The 19,805-nt window shown below is 56.8% G+C and carries 19 protein-coding genes and 3 pseudogenes; 10 read left to right on the top strand and 12 right to left on the bottom strand.

From position 1 onward, the window contains the following. Positions 1 to 6: 6 nt before the first annotated feature. Together QTO30_RS19785 and ettA are read left to right on the top strand one after the other, a co-directional pair. Positions 7 to 351 carry a VOC family protein gene (locus QTO30_RS19785; protein WP_340425983.1) on the top strand — a complete coding sequence of 115 codons (345 nt, stop codon included), beginning with the start codon at positions 7 to 9 and terminating at the stop codon, positions 349 to 351. Positions 352 to 440: 89 nt separating this feature from the next. Further along, positions 441 to 2,095 (top strand): annotated as a pseudogene (gene ettA / locus QTO30_RS19790) (energy-dependent translational throttle protein EttA). Between the two features lie 209 nt (positions 2,096 to 2,304). Here ettA and QTO30_RS19795 read toward each other — a convergent pair. Next, on the bottom strand, positions 2,305 to 3,297 hold the full coding sequence (locus tag QTO30_RS19795; RefSeq protein WP_340425747.1) for a hypothetical protein: 993 nt from the start codon (positions 3,295 to 3,297) through the stop codon (positions 2,305 to 2,307). Further along, a complete protein-coding gene (rimO, locus tag QTO30_RS19800) occupies positions 3,287 to 4,684 on the bottom strand; it encodes a 30S ribosomal protein S12 methylthiotransferase RimO (RefSeq protein WP_340425984.1) in 1,398 nt (465 codons plus the stop codon). Before rimO ends, QTO30_RS19795 begins: the two co-directional genes overlap by 11 nt. 163 nt (positions 4,685 to 4,847) lie before the next feature. On the opposite strand from rimO, the gene QTO30_RS19805 reads away from it, so the two are divergent. After that, positions 4,848 to 5,735 (top strand): hypothetical protein, encoded by an 888-nt coding sequence (locus QTO30_RS19805; RefSeq protein WP_340425748.1) that lies wholly within the window; start codon positions 4,848 to 4,850, stop codon positions 5,733 to 5,735. 122 nt (positions 5,736 to 5,857) lie between these two features. On the opposite strand, the gene QTO30_RS19810 is transcribed toward QTO30_RS19805, so the two are convergent. Further along, on the bottom strand, positions 5,858 to 6,448 hold the full coding sequence (locus QTO30_RS19810) for a GcrA family cell cycle regulator (RefSeq protein ID WP_340425749.1): 591 nt from the start codon (positions 6,446 to 6,448) through the stop codon (positions 5,858 to 5,860). Positions 6,449 to 6,603: 155 nt separating this feature from the next. Then, positions 6,604 to 7,215, bottom strand: a complete 612-nt coding sequence (locus QTO30_RS19815; RefSeq protein ID WP_340425750.1) for an SH3 domain-containing protein — start codon at positions 7,213 to 7,215, stop codon at positions 6,604 to 6,606. A gap of 114 nt (positions 7,216 to 7,329) precedes the next feature. Between QTO30_RS19815 and QTO30_RS19820 the strand changes: the two are divergent. Beyond that, positions 7,330 to 8,134, top strand: a pseudogene (locus QTO30_RS19820) (ABC transporter permease). Here QTO30_RS19820 and QTO30_RS19825 read toward each other — a convergent pair. Together QTO30_RS19825 and QTO30_RS19830 are read right to left on the bottom strand one after the other, a co-directional pair. Further along, the gene (locus QTO30_RS19825; RefSeq protein WP_340425751.1) at positions 8,131 to 8,544 is read right to left on the bottom strand and encodes a hypothetical protein; all 414 of its coding nucleotides are present in this window, start codon (positions 8,542 to 8,544) and stop codon (positions 8,131 to 8,133) included. The pseudogene QTO30_RS19820 and the gene QTO30_RS19825 sit on opposite strands and share 4 nt — an antisense overlap. Before the next feature lie 46 nt (positions 8,545 to 8,590). After that, positions 8,591 to 9,490, bottom strand: a complete 900-nt coding sequence (locus tag QTO30_RS19830; protein ID WP_340425752.1) for a DMT family transporter — start codon at positions 9,488 to 9,490, stop codon at positions 8,591 to 8,593. A 140-nt stretch (positions 9,491 to 9,630) separates the two neighbouring features. Here QTO30_RS19830 and QTO30_RS19835 point away from each other — a divergent pair, with 140 nt between their 5' ends. From QTO30_RS19835 to argF, 4 genes and pseudogenes are all read left to right on the top strand, one after another. After that, complete coding sequence (locus QTO30_RS19835; RefSeq protein WP_340425753.1) at positions 9,631 to 10,716, top strand: Hint domain-containing protein; 1,086 nt, start codon at positions 9,631 to 9,633, stop codon at positions 10,714 to 10,716. 160 nt (positions 10,717 to 10,876) lie between these two features. After that, on the top strand, positions 10,877 to 12,058 hold the full coding sequence (locus tag QTO30_RS19840) for an aspartate aminotransferase family protein (protein WP_340425754.1): 1,182 nt from the start codon (positions 10,877 to 10,879) through the stop codon (positions 12,056 to 12,058). Beyond that, positions 12,051 to 12,533, top strand: a complete 483-nt coding sequence (locus tag QTO30_RS19845; protein WP_340425755.1) for a GNAT family N-acetyltransferase — start codon at positions 12,051 to 12,053, stop codon at positions 12,531 to 12,533. The genes QTO30_RS19840 and QTO30_RS19845 overlap by 8 nt, the downstream gene beginning before the upstream one ends. A gap of 39 nt (positions 12,534 to 12,572) precedes the next feature. After that, positions 12,573 to 13,479, top strand: a pseudogene (gene argF / locus QTO30_RS19850) (ornithine carbamoyltransferase). A gap of 66 nt (positions 13,480 to 13,545) precedes the next feature. On the opposite strand, the gene QTO30_RS19855 reads toward argF, so the two are convergent. Then, the gene (locus QTO30_RS19855; RefSeq protein WP_340425756.1) at positions 13,546 to 14,298 is read right to left on the bottom strand and encodes a helix-turn-helix domain-containing protein; all 753 of its coding nucleotides are present in this window, start codon (positions 14,296 to 14,298) and stop codon (positions 13,546 to 13,548) included. Positions 14,299 to 14,405: 107 nt separating this feature from the next. Between QTO30_RS19855 and QTO30_RS19860 the strand changes: the two genes are divergently transcribed. Together QTO30_RS19860 and QTO30_RS19865 are read left to right on the top strand one after the other, a co-directional pair. After that, the gene (locus QTO30_RS19860) at positions 14,406 to 14,834 is read left to right on the top strand and encodes a hypothetical protein (protein ID WP_340425757.1); all 429 of its coding nucleotides are present in this window, start codon (positions 14,406 to 14,408) and stop codon (positions 14,832 to 14,834) included. A gap of 17 nt (positions 14,835 to 14,851) precedes the next feature. Continuing rightward, positions 14,852 to 15,097, top strand: a complete 246-nt coding sequence (locus QTO30_RS19865; RefSeq protein ID WP_340425758.1) for a hypothetical protein — start codon at positions 14,852 to 14,854, stop codon at positions 15,095 to 15,097. 177 nt (positions 15,098 to 15,274) lie between these two features. Here the strand turns inward: QTO30_RS19865 and QTO30_RS19870 are convergent, their stop codons facing one another. The 5 genes from QTO30_RS19870 to meaB form a co-directional block, all read right to left on the bottom strand. Continuing rightward, positions 15,275 to 15,466, bottom strand: a complete 192-nt coding sequence (locus QTO30_RS19870) for a hypothetical protein (RefSeq protein WP_340425759.1) — start codon at positions 15,464 to 15,466, stop codon at positions 15,275 to 15,277. 43 nt (positions 15,467 to 15,509) lie between these two features. After that, entirely contained in the window at positions 15,510 to 15,734 is a 225-nt protein-coding gene (locus QTO30_RS19875; protein WP_340425760.1) for an NUDIX domain-containing protein, read from the bottom strand. Positions 15,735 to 15,802: 68 nt separating this feature from the next. Next, positions 15,803 to 18,214, bottom strand: coding sequence for an ATP-dependent helicase HrpB (hrpB, locus tag QTO30_RS19880; RefSeq protein WP_340425761.1), 2,412 nt, complete (start codon positions 18,212 to 18,214; stop codon positions 15,803 to 15,805). Between the two features lie 109 nt (positions 18,215 to 18,323). Further along, positions 18,324 to 18,608, bottom strand: a complete 285-nt coding sequence (gene rpmB, locus QTO30_RS19885) for a 50S ribosomal protein L28 (RefSeq protein ID WP_340425762.1) — start codon at positions 18,606 to 18,608, stop codon at positions 18,324 to 18,326. Between the two features lie 183 nt (positions 18,609 to 18,791). After that, positions 18,792 to 19,787, bottom strand: a complete 996-nt coding sequence (gene meaB / locus QTO30_RS19890) for a methylmalonyl Co-A mutase-associated GTPase MeaB (protein WP_340425763.1) — start codon at positions 19,785 to 19,787, stop codon at positions 18,792 to 18,794. Between the last annotated feature and the right edge of the window lie 18 nt (positions 19,788 to 19,805).

Below are 19,805 nucleotides of genomic sequence, written 5' to 3' on the forward strand. Positions count from 1 at the left end.
GGCGGCATCTTTTTTCGGGCGAAGGACCCCGAGGCACTTAGCCTTTGGTACGAAACGACATTCGGCATCGCCAAGGTCACCGACAGCTACGACGACCCGGTCTGGACGCAAGAAGGCGGGACAACCGTCTTCGCGCCGTTCAAAAAGGACACCACCTATTTCGGACGCCCCAAGCAACAATGGATGATTAACTTCCGGGTCGATGATCTGGACGCCGCGGTTGCTGCGCTGGACGTGGCGGGCATCGCCGTCAAGGTCGCGCCCGAACGCTACCCCAACGGGCGATTTGCGCGGCTGGAGGACCCAGAAGGCAATCCCATAGAACTCTGGCAAGAGATGCCGCCACCATAGGGCCGACGTACCAATCCGGCACGCATTGCCCCTGCCCGATACCCCGGCTATCAAGGGCCAAACTCAATTCCAGCGCGGAGCGTCCCCCAATGGCTGCCAATCAATTCGTCTACTTCATGGACGGCGTGTCCAAAACCTATCCCGGCGGGAAAAAGGTGTTTGAAAACATCCGGCTGAACTTTCTGCCCGGCGTGAAAATCGGTGTGGTTGGCGTGAACGGCACTGGTAAATCGACGCTGATGCGGATTATGGCCGGGCAAGACAAGGACTTCGCGGGCGAAGCATGGGCGGCCGAAGGGGCGCGCGTCGGCTATCTGCCGCAAGAACCGGAACTCGACCCAAACCTGACCGTGCGTGAAAATGTCATGCTCGGCGTGGCCGACAAAAAGGCGATTTTGGACCGCTACAACGAAGTGGCGATGAACTATTCCGAAGAAACCGCAGATGAAATGGCGGCCCTGCAAGACCAGATCGACAGCCAGAACCTCTGGGACCTGGACGCACAGATCGACATCTCGATGGAGGCGCTCCGATGTCCACCAGACGATGCCGATGTCACGACCTTATCCGGAGGTGAAAAACGCCGTGTGGCCCTATGCCAGCTGCTGCTGGATGCCCCTGACATGCTGCTCTTGGACGAACCGACCAACCACCTTGACGCCGAAACCATTGCTTGGCTGCAACAGCACCTGATTGATTACAAAGGCACAATCCTGATCGTTACCCACGACCGCTACTTCCTGGATGCGATCACCGGTTGGATTTTGGAACTGGATCGTGGGTCTGGTATCCCGCACGAGGGCAACTATTCCAGCTGGCTGGAGGCCAAGGCAAAGCGTCTGGAACGCGAAGCCAAAGACGACAAATCCAAGCAGCGCACATTGGCACGCGAACTCGAATGGATGCGGCAAGGGGCCAAGGCACGGCAAGCCAAATCCAAGGCACGGATCGCGGCCTACAACGAAATGGCCAACCAGTCCGAGCGTGAAAAAATGGGCCGCGCTCAGATCATTATTCCAAACGGCCCCCGTTTGGGCTCCAAGGTCATCGAAGTGGACGGTCTGAAGAAGGCCATGGGCGATAAGCTCCTGATCGAGGACCTGTCCTTCGATTTGCCCCCGGCGGCATCGTTGGCGTGATCGGGCCAAACGGCGCGGGTAAATCAACGCTGTTTTCCATGCTGACAGGGCAAGCCGAACCTGACGAAGGATCCGTCACTTACGGCGACACTGTGAAACTTTCCTACGTCGACCAATCTCGTGACGCGCTGAACCCCGACACCACCGTCTGGGAAGAGATCAGTGGTGGCGCGGAAATCATCGAGTTGGGTGACGCCTCCATGAACTCGCGCGCCTACTGTTCTGCCTTCAACTTCAAGGGTGGCGATCAGCAAAAGAAAGTAGGGCTGCTGTCGGGTGGTGAACGCAACCGCGTGCATATGGCGAAATTGCTGAAGTCCGGCGGCAATGTCCTGCTGCTGGACGAACCGACCAACGATTTGGACGTCGAAACGCTACGCGCGCTCGAAGACGCATTGGTCAGCTTTGCGGGTTGTGCCGTCGTGATCAGCCACGACCGTTTTTTCCTCGATCGTATCTGCACGCACATACTCGCCTTTGAAGGGGATGCCCATGTGGAATGGTTCCAGGGCGCGTTTACGGATTACGAAGAGGACAAGAAGGCAAGGCTGGGGGCTGATGCATTGGAGCCAAAACGGATGAAGCACAAGAAGTTCGTGCGGTAAGTGCGGAGCGCGGGCGTCTAGCAATACTAAACCTTTTGTGCGCAATAGCGATAAAGCACAACGGTGGGGCGCTAAGCCGACCTCGAGGACGCTGCGGTATGGGTCCTGTTGGGCAGGGCCTGCGCCACACATCCAACGCTGCTTATGTGGGGGACGTTGCAAAAGCGGCCTCCGGGGGAGGTCGACCGCTGCCTAGCGTTGGCCGAGCGTTAACGCTTCCAGAGTTTACCGAAGTTTCCCTGATAAGTGTTTTGGCGTTTTGTGATCTCGACCGTTGGATAACTCATACCCACATTTGGTAGACCTGAGGAGTAGCGGCGCTGCTCATCAACTAGTTCTGCAAATGTTCGCTTGATCGGGCACATCTTACTGTATGTGCCCTCGGATCCACCCCAAAGCTCGAGAAACCTTGCCGCAACACCGTGCCTTTCTCGAAAGACATCGTACGCGCTTTCAAACGCAGCTTTTGATTGCGCCATCTGTCCCTCAGTAGTTTCGTGAAACTCTTTTCGCATCTTGAAAAGTGCCGACACGAAACCCCTAACAACAGCTTTCATGTCGACTAGATCGCTATCGAGCGCTGCGACTTCTGTACGTGTTTTTTTGCGGATATTCGAGTCGACCCAGACCTCTTTGGGGACCGGAAGTTCTTGGACTGATATACTGACTACTTCGGAGTTCTCGATATCTTCCCAATCGGCGACAAGGAACTTGCTAGTAATGCCAGCGTTACTGAACGGAAGGACCTTGTGGGTCATTATGTTTCTTAGAGCATCAAAAAGCCGGAATTCAAAACTGGCATCGAAAGCCACGCTTATCTGTCTTTTGAACTCAGTATCTAGAGCCGAATTACCCGCAGTTATTCCGTCCAGTCTTTGTGGCGCTTGATCACAAAGCGCACGGTAGGCAGTCAGCAATGACAGGACCGTTTGCCGAATTCGGTCTTTCTTCTTTCCGATAGATAACTCGATGGGCTCTGATGAAGCGTTCTCACCGTGAACGTGGTGCTCTAGTGCTACGGTAAAGAGGTTGCTTTCAAAGTCCGCATAACAGGCTGAAACCAGAGCGAACAATTCTTCTATCTCGTTCATTGAGACCAAGAATTTGTATGATTCCATTAACTCATGGGCTGATAACTCATCAATTTTGGTGGAAAGACCGTCTCCTAGCACATCGCAAAGCTCGTAGCTGCTATTGCTCAATTTGGCTTCCCCACAAATCATACTCTCCAGCCTCGTCAACGACGACCGTCACAACATCCCCCACGGCCAAATCCTCAACGCCTTCATCAATAAACAGGTTCCCGTCGATCTCGGGCGCGTCCGCCCACGTGCGGCAGGTGGCGATCCCGTCTTCATCAATATCGTCCACGATCACTTCCAGCGTTCGGCCCACCTTGGCCGCCAGCTTTGCCTCGGAAATCGCCTGCGCTTTCGCCATGAACCGGTCCCAGCGGTCTTGTTTCACCTTGGACGGCACGTGATCGGGCAGGGCGTTGCTGCGTGCCCCGGCCACGTTCTCGTATTGAAAGCAGCCGACCCGGTCCAATTGGGCTTTGTCCAGCCAGTCCAGCAGGTGCTGGAACTCGGCTTCGGTCTCGCCCGGGTAGCCGACGATGAAGGTCGAGCGCAGGGTGATATCGGGGCACTGGGCGCGCCATGCGGCGATTTCGTCCAGCGTTTTTGCCCCGGCGGCGGGGCGCGCCATGCGGCGCAGGACGTCGGGGTGGCTGTGTTGGAATGGGATGTCGAGGTAGGGCAGCACGCCGTTCGCCGGGTCCGCCATGATGGGGATCAGGTCGCGCACATGGGGGTAGGGGTAGACGTAATGCAGGCGCACCCACGCGCCCAACTGCCCCAGTTCGCGCGTCAGATCGGTGATGTGGCTGCGCACCTCACCATCTTTCCACGGGTTCAGATCGTATTTGCGGTCAAGGCCGTAGGCGGATGTGTCCTGGCTGATGACCAAGAGTTCCTTCACGCCCGCGTCCACGAGCTTCTCGGCTTCGCGCAGCACCGCAGGGGCCGGGCGCGATGCCAGCCGCCCGCGCATATCTGGGATGATACAGAACTTGCATTTGTGGTTACAGCCCTCGGAGATTTTCAGATAGCTATAGTGGCGGGGTGTCAGGCTGACACCGCTGGCGGGCAGCAGGTCGATGAACGGGTCCGGGGCCGGGGGCACGTTGGCGTGTACGGCATCCAGCACTTGCTCGTATTGGTGCGGACCCGTCACGGCGAGGATTTGCGGGTGGTGTTCACGGATGTAATCAGGCTCGGCCCCCAGACATCCCGTGACAATCACCTTGCCGTTTTCCTGCAACGCTTCGCCGATAGCATCAAGGCTTTCGGCTTTCGCTGAATCGAGGAAGCCACAGGTGTTGACGATCACCGCCTCGGCGCCCGCGTAATCGGGGCTAATAGCGTAACCTTCGGCGCGCAGGCGGGTCAGGATGCGTTCGCTGTCGACCAGCGCTTTGGGGCAACCAAGGCTGACCATGCCAATGGTGGGCTGGCCATCGCGGGCGGTGTCCGTGATTTTCGCCGCAGGGGCGAGGTCGGGGCGCAGGGATGGTGGGTTCTGGGTCATAGGCGGCGTATAGCGTGGTGTGGGTGTGGAGGGAATGGGTTGTGCGTGGTCAATTCCCATCTATGTTATGAGACATCATTGGCCGAAGATAAAACATGCCGACACAAGTCATACGGATGTCTGCATCGTCTCGCAGGGTTATTTTGCAACAAGGGCTATTTGGGTGAACGATTATTCTGTTGATCAGCTGGCTTCGGACGGAGCGCGATACGCTCTTGGCTTGCTGCTTCAACGGGTCACAGAAGGGGATGAGCCCTTTGTGACATACAAGGAAATTGTTGACCTTCTTCAATCACCTTTGAAGATACCGATCATCTTTCCCATTCACATTGGCGCTGTCGCGGGACAGCTGATGTCTGATGTACACGCCATCGACCCGCAGGCACCGCTGATCAATGCGCTTGTAACCCGCGCTGATGGGTTGCCGGACAAAGGTTTTGGTAGTTTCTATAACCCCGCCCGGACAAAGGTGACGGATCGAACATGGGAACAATTGGCACGCAAAGAGCGGCTCAGTGTCTTGGCGGAGATCAGAGCGTCGGTGCGTCGCTACCCTGATTGGGACGATGTTTTCCGAAAAGCATATGGAGTGCCACTGTCTGAACTGAAACCCTTAAAGTCCTTTGCCGAGCTAGACGGCAAAACGCCCGAAACCGGTGGGGGACGGGGCGGTGGCGAGAGTGACGAACACAAGGCCCTCAAGATTTGGGCCTCAGCAAACCCGGCGGTTCTGGGCATCGCTGCATCAATGCTGGCCCAACCCGAAGCGAAGTTGCTGTCGGGTGATCGTGTGGATGTGCTGTTTTCCGATGGAAAGGATTTCGTGGCTATTGAGGTGAAATCGTGCCGTTCTGGTCCCGATGACTGGCAGAGGGGAATCTATCAATGTTTGAAATACATGGCAATCCTCAGGGCGCAGGAGTATCCGGTGCCAGCAAAGGTGAGCGCTGTGTTATTGACCGAAGCTGAGGTAACGCCCAAGTTAAAGGCGCGCGCAAAGGCTCTGGGGGTCACTTTGAAAGTCCATCAGTTACATAAGGACGGCACATAAAAAGTCGCCATCGTTGCCTGAGGGAAACTGAACGCGTGACAAATAGAAAAAGGCCGCAACGGCGTGCGGCCTTTGTACAGCGTGGGGTGGATCAAGATCCACCTTACCCGCAGGACTGTCTGTTACCGCCGCCGGTCACGGCGCGAGGACATTGGCTGGAAAGCCACCCCGACATGGGCCTCGCAATAGGGTTTGCCTTGCTGCACAGCCAGACCGCAAAACCAGAAATCATCTGTCGCGGGATCACCCACAGGCCATTTGCAGGTCTTCTCAGTCAATTCCATCAGGCTGATCCGCTTCGCGGTTTTTTCCACCTCACTGACCTTGGCCAGAGCCTCCGGGCTGATCTCATTGGCCGAGGGCTGCGGTGGCAAAGGCTGGCCTGCCGGAATGATCGCGCGGCGGGCGGCTGAAATCGGAATGCCGTTCTCGTCTAGTTCTGGCTCTTCCTTCGGTGGGGTCGAGGCAGGAGCTGCTTTGGGCTTTGGCGCTGGCTTTACGACGGGCTTGGCCGGAGCCGCTGCTTTTTCCTTGGGTGCCGGTTTGGCTGCAGATCCGCCAGAGCCTGCACGGTTCGACAGTCCCAAACGGTGTACCTTACCAATGACCGCATTGCGGGTCACACCGCCCAATTCCTTGGCGATCTGGCTTGCGGATTGGCCTTCGCCCCACATCTTTTTGAGCGTCTCAACGCGCTCGTCTGTCCAGGACATATGAATTCCTTTGGTTTGTCGGACCGGATCCATGCTTGTGAAAGATCGGGTCACCTTGTTCAAGTCTCCATCATACTAATCACTGCCACCGGTGATGTGAAGGCAGACAAGCGGGTTTTACGCATCTTCCGGTGATCTGTCGCAACGCGAACACGTCAATTTAGGCTGCAGCAGCCGATGCGCGGCCCATGATCGTCGATGTAGTGCAGCCCGTAGGTGCGGTCGCTCATACCATCAAAGCATATCCCAGACAGGATATGGGCTATGACGGTGATACCGTTGTCTTGCCAAGAAAAGCGGTACATGCCCTCAGATAGGTTCACCGAGAGCGGGCCTTGAGAGGCTGCGAGGATATCATGGCGTACCTCCTTCTCTGGCGTGCGTAGTGTTATTTCGGGGCCGTCTTCGAAAGTGATGGCCCAAAAGGGCTCGGTTCCGAAGCACTGTAACCCCTTGGGCAGGCCAAGTGCGTTGCTGGCCAAGGTTTCAGGACGCAGAAAACGCATCGCAACCCAGCCCGTTCGTTCAACAACATTCACCTGGGCCCATCGGCCTTCAAGGCTGAGCGCTGTTACTTCGATCTTTTGGGCATCATGGCCGAATGTCCCCAGAATATCTGCACTGCCATCTGGCTGCGCCCTGATATTGAGTGTGTCGTCTGCCGCAACCCCGGTGACTGCGTAAAGGGCAGGCAAGGGTGGGTCGGGCGCATCAGCCCATGCAAAGCTGGCCAGCACGCACAAAGCGAACGTTACACATAGGCGCATAGTCCTCTCCAAAACATGTTTTGTCCCAGCCTACCAATCCAGCATCGCCCCATCCAGAGGGCTGGCCATTTTGGTACAATCCGCTATGTCCGATGCACTGATTGGAAGGCTGCAATGACCGAGACAAATGAAATGGGTGTGCGCCGCTTTGGCCGGGTCAACTGGTTAGGGACCTGGACCCTTGTACGGCGTGAGGTTGCGCGGTTCATGAACGTCTGGTCGCAAACTGTGTTGGCCCCATTGATCAACGCTGGGTTGTTGTTGCTGATCTTTACAATTGCCATTGGATCGCAACGCGGCGAGGTGATGGGCGTGCCATTCATGGTGTTTCTGGCCCCGGGCATTCTGACCATGACGGTGATCCAGAATGCCTTTGCGAATACGTCATCCAGTCTTGCTTCTGCTAAGGTGCAGGGCAACATCGTGGATACCCTGATGCCGCCCTTGTCAGCTAAGCGAACTTGTGACGGGTTATATAGGGGGTGCTGTAGCGCGCGGTGGTTTGGTTGCAGTCGTGATTGCAGTTGGCAGCGCGTTGTTTCTGGGCATTGGCATGCAAGCACCGATTTGGGTGATCACCTTTGTTGTTCTGGGCTCTGTGTTGATGGGCGGATTGGGGGTGATTGCAGGCATCTACGCCAATAAATTCGATCAGCTTTCTGCGATTTCGAATTTTCTGGTCACGCCCTTGGCGTTTCTGTCTGGCACATTCTATTCAATTGAGGCGCTCCCGCCGTTCATGCAGGCGCTGAGCCATGCTAACCCGTTCTTTTACATCATTGACGGCGTGCGCTATGGGATGATCGGTGTAAGCGACAGTAGCCCGTGGATCGGTCTTTTGGTTGTCAGTGTCGCTTGCGTCGTTGTAGTTGGAATTTGTTTGCGCTGGATGCATACGGGGTATCGGATGAAATCCTAAGTGGCATCCCGTACGGGAATGCCCCGCTCTGCCAGAACGGCAATCAACGTGTCCGCGTCCGGCAGATCATTGGAGAGAATGACTTCTTCGCTGCCATTGCGATAAATGATTGTGACTTCGTTCTCGAGCGCGGTATCCCTGATTTGTAAATGAGCAATATCATCCAGCGGAACGGGACGCGGATTGCGCCATGCCGCCAACACCAGGTGAGTGCTATCAATACGAATGCCAGCGACGGGCCGGGGCAACAGCATCCAGGCGATGGTTACAGCCGCCGCCGCCCATGCCAGCCATTCAAATTGGGTCGCACCATAGTGCACCACACCGACAAGCAGCATAATCGCACCTATCAGGGCCAGCCATACAGGGCCTTTGTTAGGCGCGCGGCGGTACTCGTAAACGTCACTCATGCGTTCTATCTAGAGTAGAAACGTGGCTGCAATTTGACCATATAAGTCATGAAATTACTTGCTTTGCGCCGGGTCTTGTGCGGCTTTCGCGCCAAGCAAGAAGTGATGCACCACTTAGAATAGTGATCGCGCCAAGAATGCTGACCCAATCAGGCCAGACGTCAAAGATGAGCAGGTCATAAACTGTTGCGAAGATCAGGGTAACGTAGCTGAACGGGGTCACAAAGCTGGCGTCGGCCCGCGCCATGGCATTGACAAAGCAGGCCTGCGCCGAAGCCATGAGCATACCCAGAGTTGCCAGAGCACCCCATTGCGCCGCAGTTGGCATCGCCCACACGGGCAAGACTGCAAGTGTGGCAATGCATAAGCCCAGAGCGTTGTTAATCAGCAGGATCTGGAACGATGGTTCTCGGTTGGCCAGTTTCTTGATGAAGATCAATTCCATTCCCATGATTACTGCCGCGCCCAATGCCAGCAGGCCCGCCAGTTGGAAGCTTTCGGGCCCCGGTCGTAGTAGGATCAGTGCGCCAAGCAAGGCCATGAATGCGGCAAACCAGCGCCAACGCCCGACGCGTTCACCCAGAAGTGGGATCGCCAGCAACATGCCAAAGACGGGATTGAGAAAACTGATCGCCGTGGCATCCGATAGCGGGATGAAGGCCACTGCGGCGAACATCAACGTCACACCGCCCCACCCAAAGAACGTGCGTCCGATATGCAAACCAAAGTGCGGTTGGGCGATCTTTGGCCGCATGAGCACAGCGACCGAGGCGATTGCAATGAACGCAAACAAAAACCGCCCATGACTGATCTGCAGCGGGTGCAGCGGAGGACCAAGCGTGTCCGTACCCAGCGACTTTGCCATCACCATTGTCCCCGCAATAAATGCGGTCGCGGTCAGCATGAATGCTACGGCAACGGGTGGATTTGCGGCACGTAAGGTCATGGGCCATCTCTGGACTGGACGTACCTTTAGTACAAGGGTCCTAGCCTGAGAAAAGGCGCTTTGGCTCACTGCTTGTTTACACAACAGTGTCTAGTCTGTAACCACGGTGACGCAGAGTCAGTGCTTCGACAGGTTTCAGGATGCCACCCATCAATATCATTCTCAATGGCACATTTGATGCAGGGAGCGCTAACTGGTCCGGTACTGACCTTGAGACCAGTTTTCCTGAAAGCGCTTATCTGGGCAATGGTTCTTCCAATCGTGTGGCCGAAACCGATGGCAATCGAAATGCCACAACGGTCATGGAACAGACTTTCACAATCGACAATGCGCTCACAACCAGCCTGACCCTAGATGTCGCCTTGCGCAATGCATCGCTGGGGAATGCAGGCGTCGAAGGTTTCATTGTCGAAGTTCTGGATAGCAGCGGAACGGCTATCGCATCATTGACCATTTTGCCGACTGCCAATTCGTTTCAACCCTTTTCGCTGCCTGTAAGTTTCCCTGCGGCGGGCGACTATACCTTGCGGTTTACGGAAGTCGGGCCGGACGACAGCCTTGGTGCGATCGTTGACAACATCGAGATTCTCGTTTGTTTTGCCCAGGACACACGGATCGAAACGCCAGATGGTCCCGTCCTTGTTCAAGATCTCCGTGTTGGTGACATGGTTCAGACGCTTCGGGGGCCAAAACGTTTGAGGTGGATTGGTCGCCGCCGCCTTGTGCAATCTGATCTGGCCAAAAACGATAGATTCCGGCCGGTTCGTATAACGGCCGGTGCGCTCGGGCGGGATTTGCCATCGGCTGACCTGCTCGTCTCTCGTCAGCATCGGATGATGATAGACTCTCCGGTCGCAAAACGCATGTTTGGTGCTGCAAACGTTCTGGTATCTGCCATCCGCCTGACGGAACTGCCCGGCATCTTTATTGATGAAGATGTAGACGAACTGACTTACTTCCACCTGCTCTTTGACGACCACCAGGTCGTTTTCGCCAATGATGCCCCCAGTGAAAGCTTGCACACCGGGCAGGAAGCATTGCGCGCCTTGTCGGGTGATGCGTTGGAAGAACTTGTCGCACTGTTTCCTGATCTGTTTGACGAGGCGGCCACAACGGCGTTTCTTATCCCCAGTCGGAAGCGACAACGCCGGTTTGTTAATCGACTACGCAAAAATAGCCACAAGCCGCTTCATGGTGATCGCGCGGGTCTTTCCATAAGCCAATAACTGCGCTAGAGGTCTCGCATGATGACACGCGCAACATTCGAAAACCGACGCCGACGCCAATAAGCGCCGTCCTTTTGCCACGCCCATCGTAAACCCCTACATTATTGACACCTCTCTTTTGGTCCTGCACCAATCGAGCTTACGTTTAAGGAAGATCGCTATGATTGCATCTATTCTGCCGACCTATTCACGGGCCCCTCTGACCTTCGTATCGGGCGAAGGGTCATGGTTGACGGAAACCGATGGGCGACGCTTTCTCGACCTGGGTGCCGGGATCGCGGTGAATGCGCTGGGCCATGCCCATCCGGCATTGGTTGAAGCATTGTCGGGGCAGGCAAATGCGCTTTGGCATGTATCCAATCTCTATAACATCCCTGCACAACAACGGTTGGCGGATGCTTTGGTCGAAAAGACCTTTGCCGATACGGTTTTCTTTACCAACTCCGGCACAGAAGCCTGCGAACTGGCTGTGAAAATGGCGCGCAAATACTGGTATGACAAGGATCAGCCTGAACGGGTTGAGATTATCACTTTCTCAGGCTCGTTCCACGGTCGCTCTAGCGCAGGTATTGCTGCGGCGGGGTCCGAGAAGATGACCAAGGGGTTTGGCCCGCTTTTGCCCGGGTTCACGCATCTCGACTTTGGTGAGCATGACGCTTTGCGGGCAGCAGTATCTGACAAAACAGCGGCCATCATGGTCGAACCCGTGCAAGGCGAGGGTGGCATTCGCCCATTGCCCGATGCCTGCCTGAAGGGTTTGCGCGACCTGTGCGATGAACACGGCATACTGATGATCCTTGACGAGGTGCAATGCGGCATGGGGCGGACAGGCAAGCTCTTTGCCCACGAATGGGCCGGTGTAACGCCCGATATCATGATGGTTGCCAAAGGCATTGGCGGTGGTTTCCCTCTGGGTGCAGTTCTTGCGACCGAGAACGCGGCGTCCGGCATGACCGCTGGCACGCATGGGTCGACCTATGGTGGCAATCCACTGGCCTGCGCCGTGGGGGCCAAGGTGATGGACATTGTCGGTGACGATACGTTCCTTGCCGAGGTGAACCGCAAGGCAGGCTTGATGCGGCAAAAGCTGGAAGGTTTGGTCGCAGCCTATCCTGAAGTGTTTGAGGCTGTGCGCGGCTCGGGCCTGATGCTGGGCCTGAAATGCAAGGCTGCAAACACCGATGTCGTGAGCGCGGGCTTTGCCCAAGGTCTTTTGACCGTCCCGGCCGCCGACAACGTCGTGCGATTGCTTCCGGCATTGAACATCCCTGATGAGGACATCGGGCTTGCGGCTGACAAACTTGATGCTGCGGCGTCCCATGTAAAGGAGGCCAATGCGTAACTACACGTTCCGCCCCCTGAACGAGGATGACTTGCCTTTGATGCGCCGCTGGTTGGACACGGCGCATGTCAAAGTGTGGTGGCCGGACGCAGACAAGCAGATCGCGCTGATAGAAAAAGACATGAATAACCCCAACATCAACATGCAGGTGGTCAGCCTGATCAACCACCCTTTTGCCTATATCCACGACCATGATGCGCGCGCCTTTGGCATGCCGCAATACGCGGATTTACCACATGGGGCGCGGGTGATGGCGACCTTCGTGGGCGAGAATGACTTTATGGGGCAGGGGCACTCTGTTGGGTATATCCAAGCCCACACACGCAACTTGCGGGTCAAAAACCCCATGGTTGCGGTCGGTCCCGGCACCACCGATACCCGAACGATCAGCATCTACCGGCAAGCCGGTTTCATGAACCGCCGCTTGGCAAGCACCAGCGAAGGGCGCCTTGTTCAAGTAATGACACACTTCTGAATTGACTGGCCCTCAACGGCCCAACAAAAAGCGAAACGCATGACCCATTTTCTTGATATTCATACGACGCCCACAGACGCTCTGCGAGACATCGTCGACAATGCGCGGGCAATGAAAACCGCACGCGCCGGACAGCCCAAAGGCGCGCCGGATGCAGACCAGCCCTTGGTTTAGCCATATGGTCGCGCTGATTTTTGAGAAACCCTCGACCCGGACGCGTGTGTCGTTTGACGTGGGCGTCCGGCAGATGGGGGGCCAGACGATGGTGTTGTCAGGGGCGGACATGCAGCTGGGCCATGGTGAGACGATTGCAGATACAGCGCGCGTCTTGTCGCGCTATGTCGATCTGATCATGATCCGGACCTTTGAAGAGCAGACGCTGCTGGATATGGCCGAATATGCGACCGTCCCGGTTATCAACGGTCTGACGAACCGCACACACCCTTGTCAGATCATGGCCGATATCATGACGTTCGAAGAACATAACGGCCCGATCAAAGGCAAAAAGGTTGTCTGGTCAGGGGACGGCAACAATGTCTTTGCCAGCTTTGCCCATGCGGCTAAGCAGTTTGAGTTTGATCTGGTCTTTACAGGCCCGCCGCCGCTTGATCCTGAGCCCGCGCTTGATGGGCTCTACACCACTGTGCGCGATCCGAATGAGGCCGTGCAGGGAGCTGATCTGGTGGTCACCGATACCTGGGTCAGCATGCACGATCCGCAGTCCGCACGGGAACGGCGGCACAACCAGTTGCGCGGCTATCAGGTGAACGATGCGCTTATGGCGCAGGCGAAAGACGATGCGCTTTTCATGCATTGCCTGCCTGCGCACCGCGATGATGAGGCAACAAGCAGCGTGATGGACGGGCCGCACTCTGTCATCTTCGACGAGGCGGAAAACCGACTACATGCGCAAAAGGCGATCATGCGACACTGCCTGGGTGTGTGAGGGCGAAGGTTGTTTACCTGACACCGGGTTAGGCGGCCGGTGCGGTGGTTCTAAATCATTTGCAATTCAGGATGCACCCATCATGCGGAAGGCCATTTCGGTGGTGTCATCGAGTGGAAAATACAGTTCTACCTTCAGATCATCGAGTAGTAGATCCTCGGGCGTACCAAATTGTGTGATCGTCGCAAACATCGCTAAACGCAAGTCCTTCTGCTTCAGGATGGTTGGGATCACGGGGCCAGGCGTTATTTTCTTAGGCTGTGGAACGTTTGACAAGTGGTTGATCACGCCCTCGAATTCCGGAACACCGCCCAAGGCTGCGCTTTCCGTCCTTAGACGGATCGCTGCATGGTGAGCAACCTCGGCCCAGTTTTCGATCACCTGCGGCAACGTCTCCATCGTCATTAGATCAAGCAGGCTACCGCCAACTCCGATCCCGAAAGCGCCGAAAAGGGTTCGGGCCGTGGCGTTGGCCTCTTGAATCGTCCAAAGCCGATCAATTGCCAGTGCTGGATAGGGCATGTGCCGTTGCAACTGCCATGAAATCGCACGGCGTACAGGTGCCATCTCACTATCGTCCCAGTCACGGCCCTTATAGCGGACGGCAAAGCCTGCGTGGGTCAACATCTGGTTGCGCGCGTCAAGCGGCATTTGCAATGCTTCACCAAGGCGCGCGACCATCTGTCGGCTGGGATTTGCGCGCCCCGTTTCGAGAAATGACAGATGGCGGGCGGAGATGTCAGCCTCTAACGCCAACTCAATTTGACTGAAACGACGCGCTGTGCGCCAAGTTTTGAGGGATCGTGCAAACTGGGTCATGCCTGACCCTAGCGCATTCGTTCTCTATGCGCACTTACCTCCGAAGTAATTGAAATGATCCCGGCTAGGCTCGTATGGATGCATTTAGTTTTATTGGGATCAGTTTGATGGAACGACATACGACTCATAAATTCTGGCTGAAGGTTTCAGCTATTGTCATTGGTTTTTTCGGGCCGGTCCTTACGTTGGGAACCATCCCCGCGACAAACGAACTCGCCCGATTTGGTCTCGACATACTGACCTGGCCGATCGACGGTTTTCCGAACTACCAGTCACAAGAGATCAGGTTTCTGTCGGCCCTGACCGGCGGTTTCCTCGTTGGATGGGCTGTCACAATCTGGATGCTTTCGACATTGGTTTACGACCACGCCCCGGAAACGGTGCGAAAATCTGTCGTGTACGGTGCCTGTGCGTGGTTTGTTTTCGACAGTTTTGGCTCGATCACCTCGGGGCACTGGCCGAACGCGCTTTGGAATATCCTCGTTCTGCTCGCAGTAGTTGGCCCCATGTGGCGCCCGGCGCGGCCTTCAGTTTAAACGAAAGGGATCAACATATGGCTCAGTTTCGCATGCTTCTTACTGTTATCGCCGTTGTGATTGTCGCGTTTACAATCGCAGCCGTTGCAAACGAAGGGCTCAATCTTTTGCCCCATTTCTTCATTCCAATTTTCGCGCTGACTTGGCAGGGGCAGTTCAACGTGGACTTCACCAGTTACTTGATCCTCTCAGGTGTCTGGATGGCCTGGCGTGGGGGCTTCACGGTTGGCAGTATTACGCTTGGCGTATTGGCCCCCCCTTAGGCATCCTGTTTCTTGCGCCATATCTGATCTACCTGATTGCTAGATCAAAAGGGGATCCGAGAACGTTGCTGTTAGGCGTTCATGCACGATGATGGCGTTGCGTCGACCAAGCTGTAAGGCATACCAGTACGGCCGATGCCAAAAGCAGTTTTGTTGCGCAGCGGCGACATATGACGCCTATTGCAAGACCTTTAACAGCGCCCGCAAACCCACATCATCAACCTTTTTGGCTGCCGTCTTGAGCGGCATCCATTTGCGCCTGCGCAATGCGGCCTCGGGATAGGTTTTAGTCGTCTCTTTCACATCAATGCGGTAGACACTGACATGGCAGGTCGCAACGCGGCCATCATCGAAGCGTTTCTCCGTCACATAGCCTCCAACCGGTGCTTTGCTGACTTTGCCCTTGTAGACGCTAAGCCTCTTCCCAAGCCTCGATTTTGGCGGTTTCGGCATCGGTATGCCCGTCCATCGGCCAGCCCTTGGGAATGATCCAGCGCCCGCGCGAGGATTTCACCAAAAGCACCTCTGGCCCCGATTTATCATCGCGCAAGCAGAGCGCGCCGACCTGCGCAATTGCAGTCGGATCAACCAAACGAACCTGACGGCCCGTCCAAAAGGAACGATCTAAGTTGCTCATATACCCGCCAATAGGCTATTTTTATTGAATTTCTTCTAACACATGCCGAATCAAAGCGCAAATCTACCTCATGTGCCGCGCGGTTTGGCGCGTAACGTGGGGTCAGCTTGGGTTGGGTCTTCGGGCCAGGGGTGGCGCGGATAGCGACCGCGCATATCGCGTCTGACGTCGGCATAGGACGTCGCCCAGAACCCCACGATGTCTTGGGTCACCTGTACGGGCTTTTGCCCGGGTGAAAGCAGCGTGACACGCAGCGGCGTGCGGCCGACAACGGGGTGTTTGGTCACGCCAAACATTTCTTGCAGGCGCAGGGTGATCGCCGGGGCCGCGCCATCGTAGTCAATTGGTATCTTGCGACCGAGCGGGGTTTCAAAATGTGCTGGTGCGATCCGATCAAGCCGTTGGGTTTGATCCCAGTCCAGCATCGCGCGCAAAGCGGGCAGGACATCGAACCTTTTCCAATCCGCAGCACTGCGCACGCCCTGCAAATGCGGCAAAAGCCAGTCTTCAAGCGTTTCAAGCAATGTGGCATCATCCATTGCTGGCAAGTTGTCGACCAACGCAATGCGCGCGCGCAACCGCTGCGCAGCCGGTGCGGGGCGCAGCCCCATCTGCCTTATGCCCTCCAGCATGGCAGTTGCGATGGCCGTTTCTGGCGCATCAGACCATTGCCTGTCATCCAGCGCCAAAGCACCAAAGCGCTCTTGCTGGCGGGTCAGCACGCGGCCTTCGCGCTTGGACCAAATGCAGACATTATGCCAGTCCATCTGGTCTGCGAAGATATCGCGTAGCTCGCGCTCGGTGATTGTGACGGCTTGTCTGATACGTGCCTCACGCGTGTCGCCATCCAGATCCGTGGCTACGATCAGACGCGCCCCGGCCAAAGGGTCAGCCGCATCCATCACTGCGCCTTTGCCACCTGACAGGACATAGCGGGGATCATCCCCTTTGCGACGCAAGCCGACACGGTCGGGGTAGGCCAGAGCCGCCTGCTGACCCAAGCTCAGTGGGGCAGTATCAGGCAAATCTTTCATCAGGCGCGGTATCTCGGATTTGATCTGCGCCAGAGTCGCATGGTTTTTCTCACCTGGCCCATCATAGCGGCCGGAGAGGGCCGCAACGCGCAAGGACAGGTCAACAGGCGCGCCGCGCAGCGGATCACGCGCTGCCAAAAGTGCGGCCAGCGGGGCGGCGGTCCGACCAGCCGTTTGCAGCATATGGGCAAGACGCGGATGCAATGGCATCGTTGCGAGTGCTCTCCCATGCAATGTGATCCGCCCGCTGTTATCCAGCGCGCCCAGTTCGCTCAACAGTTTGCGCGCTTCAGCCAGTGCGCCCTCCGGTGGAGGTGTCAGGAAGGCGAGATCATCATTGTCGCTGCCCCAATTTGCCAACTCCAGAGCAAGGCCCGTCAGATCGGCTACTTCAATCTCTGCAGGTGCAAAAGCAGGTAGCGCCCCGTGCTCTCCTTTGGTCCAAAGACAAAAGGCGTGCCCCGGCGCGACGCGACCGGCCCGGCCTGCCCGCTGGGTGGCTTCGGCTTTGCTCACACGCTCGGTCACAAGTCGGGACATGCCGGAACTGGGGTCAAACCGGGCACGTCGGGCCCTGCCTGCGTCAACCACGACGCGAATGTCCTCGATGGTCAGTGATGTTTCTGCAATGGATGTGGATAAAACAACTTTGCGACCCGATTGTACTGGAGCAATGGCTTTGCGTTGCTCTGCGAAGGGCAGTGCGCCATAGAGTGTGCGGATGGTGCAATCTTTCGGCAGTTGGCCATCGAGCTGCGCCGCTGTCCGGCGGATTTCACCCTCACCAGGCAGAAAGACCAGTACACCGCCTGTGGTTTGGTCCACTGCGGTGCCGATGAGTTCAGCAGTTGCCTGTTCCAATCGCTGCCTTTTGGGGACTGCTTGGTCCAGAAACTGGGTGGTCACTGGAAAGGAGCGCCCTTCGGAGGTGAAAACCGGCGCTTGATCAAGCATGTCTGCCACCGATTTTGCATCCAATGTAGCGGACATCACCAGAATGATAAGATCGGGGCGCAGCACCGCGCGGCTTTCCCAAGCCAACGCGAGGCCGAGGTCGGCGTTAAGTGATCGTTCGTGGAATTCATCAAAGATGATGGCGCCCACCCCCGATAAATCAGGATCAGACTGGATCATGCGGGTCAGGATGCCTTCGGTCACGACCTCGATCCTGGCACCGGGCTTGCTGTCGCCCCGCATGCGGTAACCGACGGTCTGCCCGGGCGTCTCATCCAGCCCTTCTGCCAGACGTTCAGCCGCCGCACGGGCAGCAATGCGACGGGGTTCGAGCATGATGATTTTACCGCGCGTGAGGTCTGCCTCAAGCATCGCGAGCGGCACCCGCGTTGTCTTACCTGCACCGGGCGGGGCTTGCAGTACGGCACGGCCTGCGTCGGCGAGCGCGGCGGTCAGTGCGGGCAGGATTGCATCAATAGGAAGGGCGGCCATAGAAACCTGTGTCTGTCACGAGGCATGGGTGGGTCAAGACCTGCTGCCCACAAAAGAAAAACCCGGCTGCCATGCAGCCGGGTTTCAAACTCTTCATGATCAGGACAGCTTAAGCAGCAGTGGCCTTGGCGATCTCTTTTTTGATCTTAAGCGCGCTTTCGGAAAGCTCAGCGTCTTTTGCCTTCGCCATGAATGCATCCAGACCACCACGGTGATCGACGGTGCGCAGGGCTGCGTTCGAGATTTTCAGCTTGAAAGACCGGCCCAGCACGTCAGACTGCAATGTCACATCCTGCAGGTTCGGCAGAAAGCGGCGGCGGGTACGGTTTTTGGCATGGCTGACATTGTTGCCAGACATCGGGCCTTTTCCAGTCAGTTCGCAACGGCGCGACATGAGCGTTTTCCTTGTCTTTGGGACAGCACCTGCCCGGTTGGCAGGGTATCCAGTGATACGGGGTTAAACCCCGCATCTGCAGGGTCATGTATAAGATCAGCGCCAGATAGGCGGATTCCTTGATCCCGTCAACCCGGTTTGCCGATGCCTGACGCAGGATTTTTGTCTCTCCTGAGGGGAATGCTAGCGCAGACGATCGCGCATCGGGTTTAGCACCTCAGCAGCGGCAGCGGTTGGGGTCTTGCGCCCGGCTTTGACATCCGCTTGCGCCGCTTCCATGCGTTTCGCCGTCTGCGGGTCGTCCAACAACAACGCCAGCAAACCATTGCGAACATCCTGATCAAGCCAGTAACGCCCTTGCGCCTCTCGTGTCATGTCCCAGATACCGGTCTCACGCCGCCACGCAACCAGCGTTTCCATCTCGTCCCATGCCGTCTTTAAACCCTCTGCTTCAAGTGCCGAAATCGTGAGCGCTTTGGGAAACCCATCCGGATCTTGCGCGCGCTTGCGCAACAATCGTAGCGCGCCGGCATAATCCGCACAGGTTCGCGTGGCTTGTGATTTCAGGTCACCATCAGCCTTGTTTACAAGGATCAGATCAGCCATTTCCATGATGCCGCGTTTCACGCCTTGCAGCTCATCCCCACCAGCCGGAGCTAAAAGCAACACAAAGAGGTCAGCCATTTGGGCAACGACCGTCTCGGATTGGCCAACGCCGACGGTTTCAATCAGCACCACGTCAAAGCCAGCGGCCTCGCAGAGTGCTACAGCCTCACGCGAACGGCGGGCGACACCACCCAATTGGGTCTGGCTGGGGGAGGGGCGGATAAAGGCATTGGGATCGCGTGCCAGTTGATCCATCCGGGTCTTGTCACCCAGAATGGACCCGCCCGACCGGGCCGACGACGGATCAACCGCCAAGACAGCCACGCGTTTGCCCATGCCGGTCAGCATCAGACCGAAGCTTTCAATGAAAGTCGATTTGCCGACGCCGGGCGTTCCAGACAAGCCGATGCGCAAGGATTGCCTTTCTGTCCCAAGGGTATCCAGCAGCCGCAGCGCATCTTCACGGTGATCAGCACGCCCGCTTTCCACCAGCGTTATGGCCTGTGCCAATGCGCGGCGGTCGCCGGCCTTTACCCCCGCAGCCAAAGCCATGATATCTGTGGTCTTGCTCATGCACACCTTCTTATCGGG

This window comes from Yoonia sp. GPGPB17, assembly GCF_037892195.1.
In the GTDB taxonomy this organism is placed as follows: domain Bacteria; phylum Pseudomonadota; class Alphaproteobacteria; order Rhodobacterales; family Rhodobacteraceae; genus Yoonia.

Bases quoted from the DNA above. Each gene is read 5' to 3' on its own strand.
- rimO (WP_340425984.1), bottom strand. From the start codon at position 4,684: ATGACCCAGAACCCACCATCCCTGCGCCCCGACCTCGCCCCTGCGGCG.
- QTO30_RS19810 (WP_340425749.1), bottom strand. From the start codon at position 6,448: ATGTCCTGGACAGACGAGCGCGTTGAGACGCTCAAAAAGATGTGGGGC.
- QTO30_RS19815 (WP_340425750.1), bottom strand. From the start codon at position 7,215: ATGCGCCTATGTGTAACGTTCGCTTTGTGCGTGCTGGCCAGCTTTGCA.
- QTO30_RS19825 (WP_340425751.1), bottom strand. From the start codon at position 8,544: ATGAGTGACGTTTACGAGTACCGCCGCGCGCCTAACAAAGGCCCTGTA.
- QTO30_RS19830 (WP_340425752.1), bottom strand. From the start codon at position 9,490: ATGACCTTACGTGCCGCAAATCCACCCGTTGCCGTAGCATTCATGCTG.
- QTO30_RS19835 (WP_340425753.1), top strand. From the start codon at position 9,631: ATGCCACCCATCAATATCATTCTCAATGGCACATTTGATGCAGGGAGC.
- QTO30_RS19840 (WP_340425754.1), top strand. From the start codon at position 10,877: ATGATTGCATCTATTCTGCCGACCTATTCACGGGCCCCTCTGACCTTC.
- QTO30_RS19845 (WP_340425755.1), top strand. From the start codon at position 12,051: ATGCGTAACTACACGTTCCGCCCCCTGAACGAGGATGACTTGCCTTTG.
- QTO30_RS19855 (WP_340425756.1), bottom strand. From the start codon at position 14,298: ATGACCCAGTTTGCACGATCCCTCAAAACTTGGCGCACAGCGCGTCGT.
- QTO30_RS19860 (WP_340425757.1), top strand. From the start codon at position 14,406: ATGGAACGACATACGACTCATAAATTCTGGCTGAAGGTTTCAGCTATT.
- QTO30_RS19865 (WP_340425758.1), top strand. From the start codon at position 14,852: ATGGCTCAGTTTCGCATGCTTCTTACTGTTATCGCCGTTGTGATTGTC.
- QTO30_RS19875 (WP_340425760.1), bottom strand. From the start codon at position 15,734: ATGAGCAACTTAGATCGTTCCTTTTGGACGGGCCGTCAGGTTCGTTTG.
- hrpB (WP_340425761.1), bottom strand. From the start codon at position 18,214: ATGGCCGCCCTTCCTATTGATGCAATCCTGCCCGCACTGACCGCCGCG.
- rpmB (WP_340425762.1), bottom strand. From the start codon at position 18,608: ATGTCGCGCCGTTGCGAACTGACTGGAAAAGGCCCGATGTCTGGCAAC.
- meaB (WP_340425763.1), bottom strand. From the start codon at position 19,787: ATGAGCAAGACCACAGATATCATGGCTTTGGCTGCGGGGGTAAAGGCC.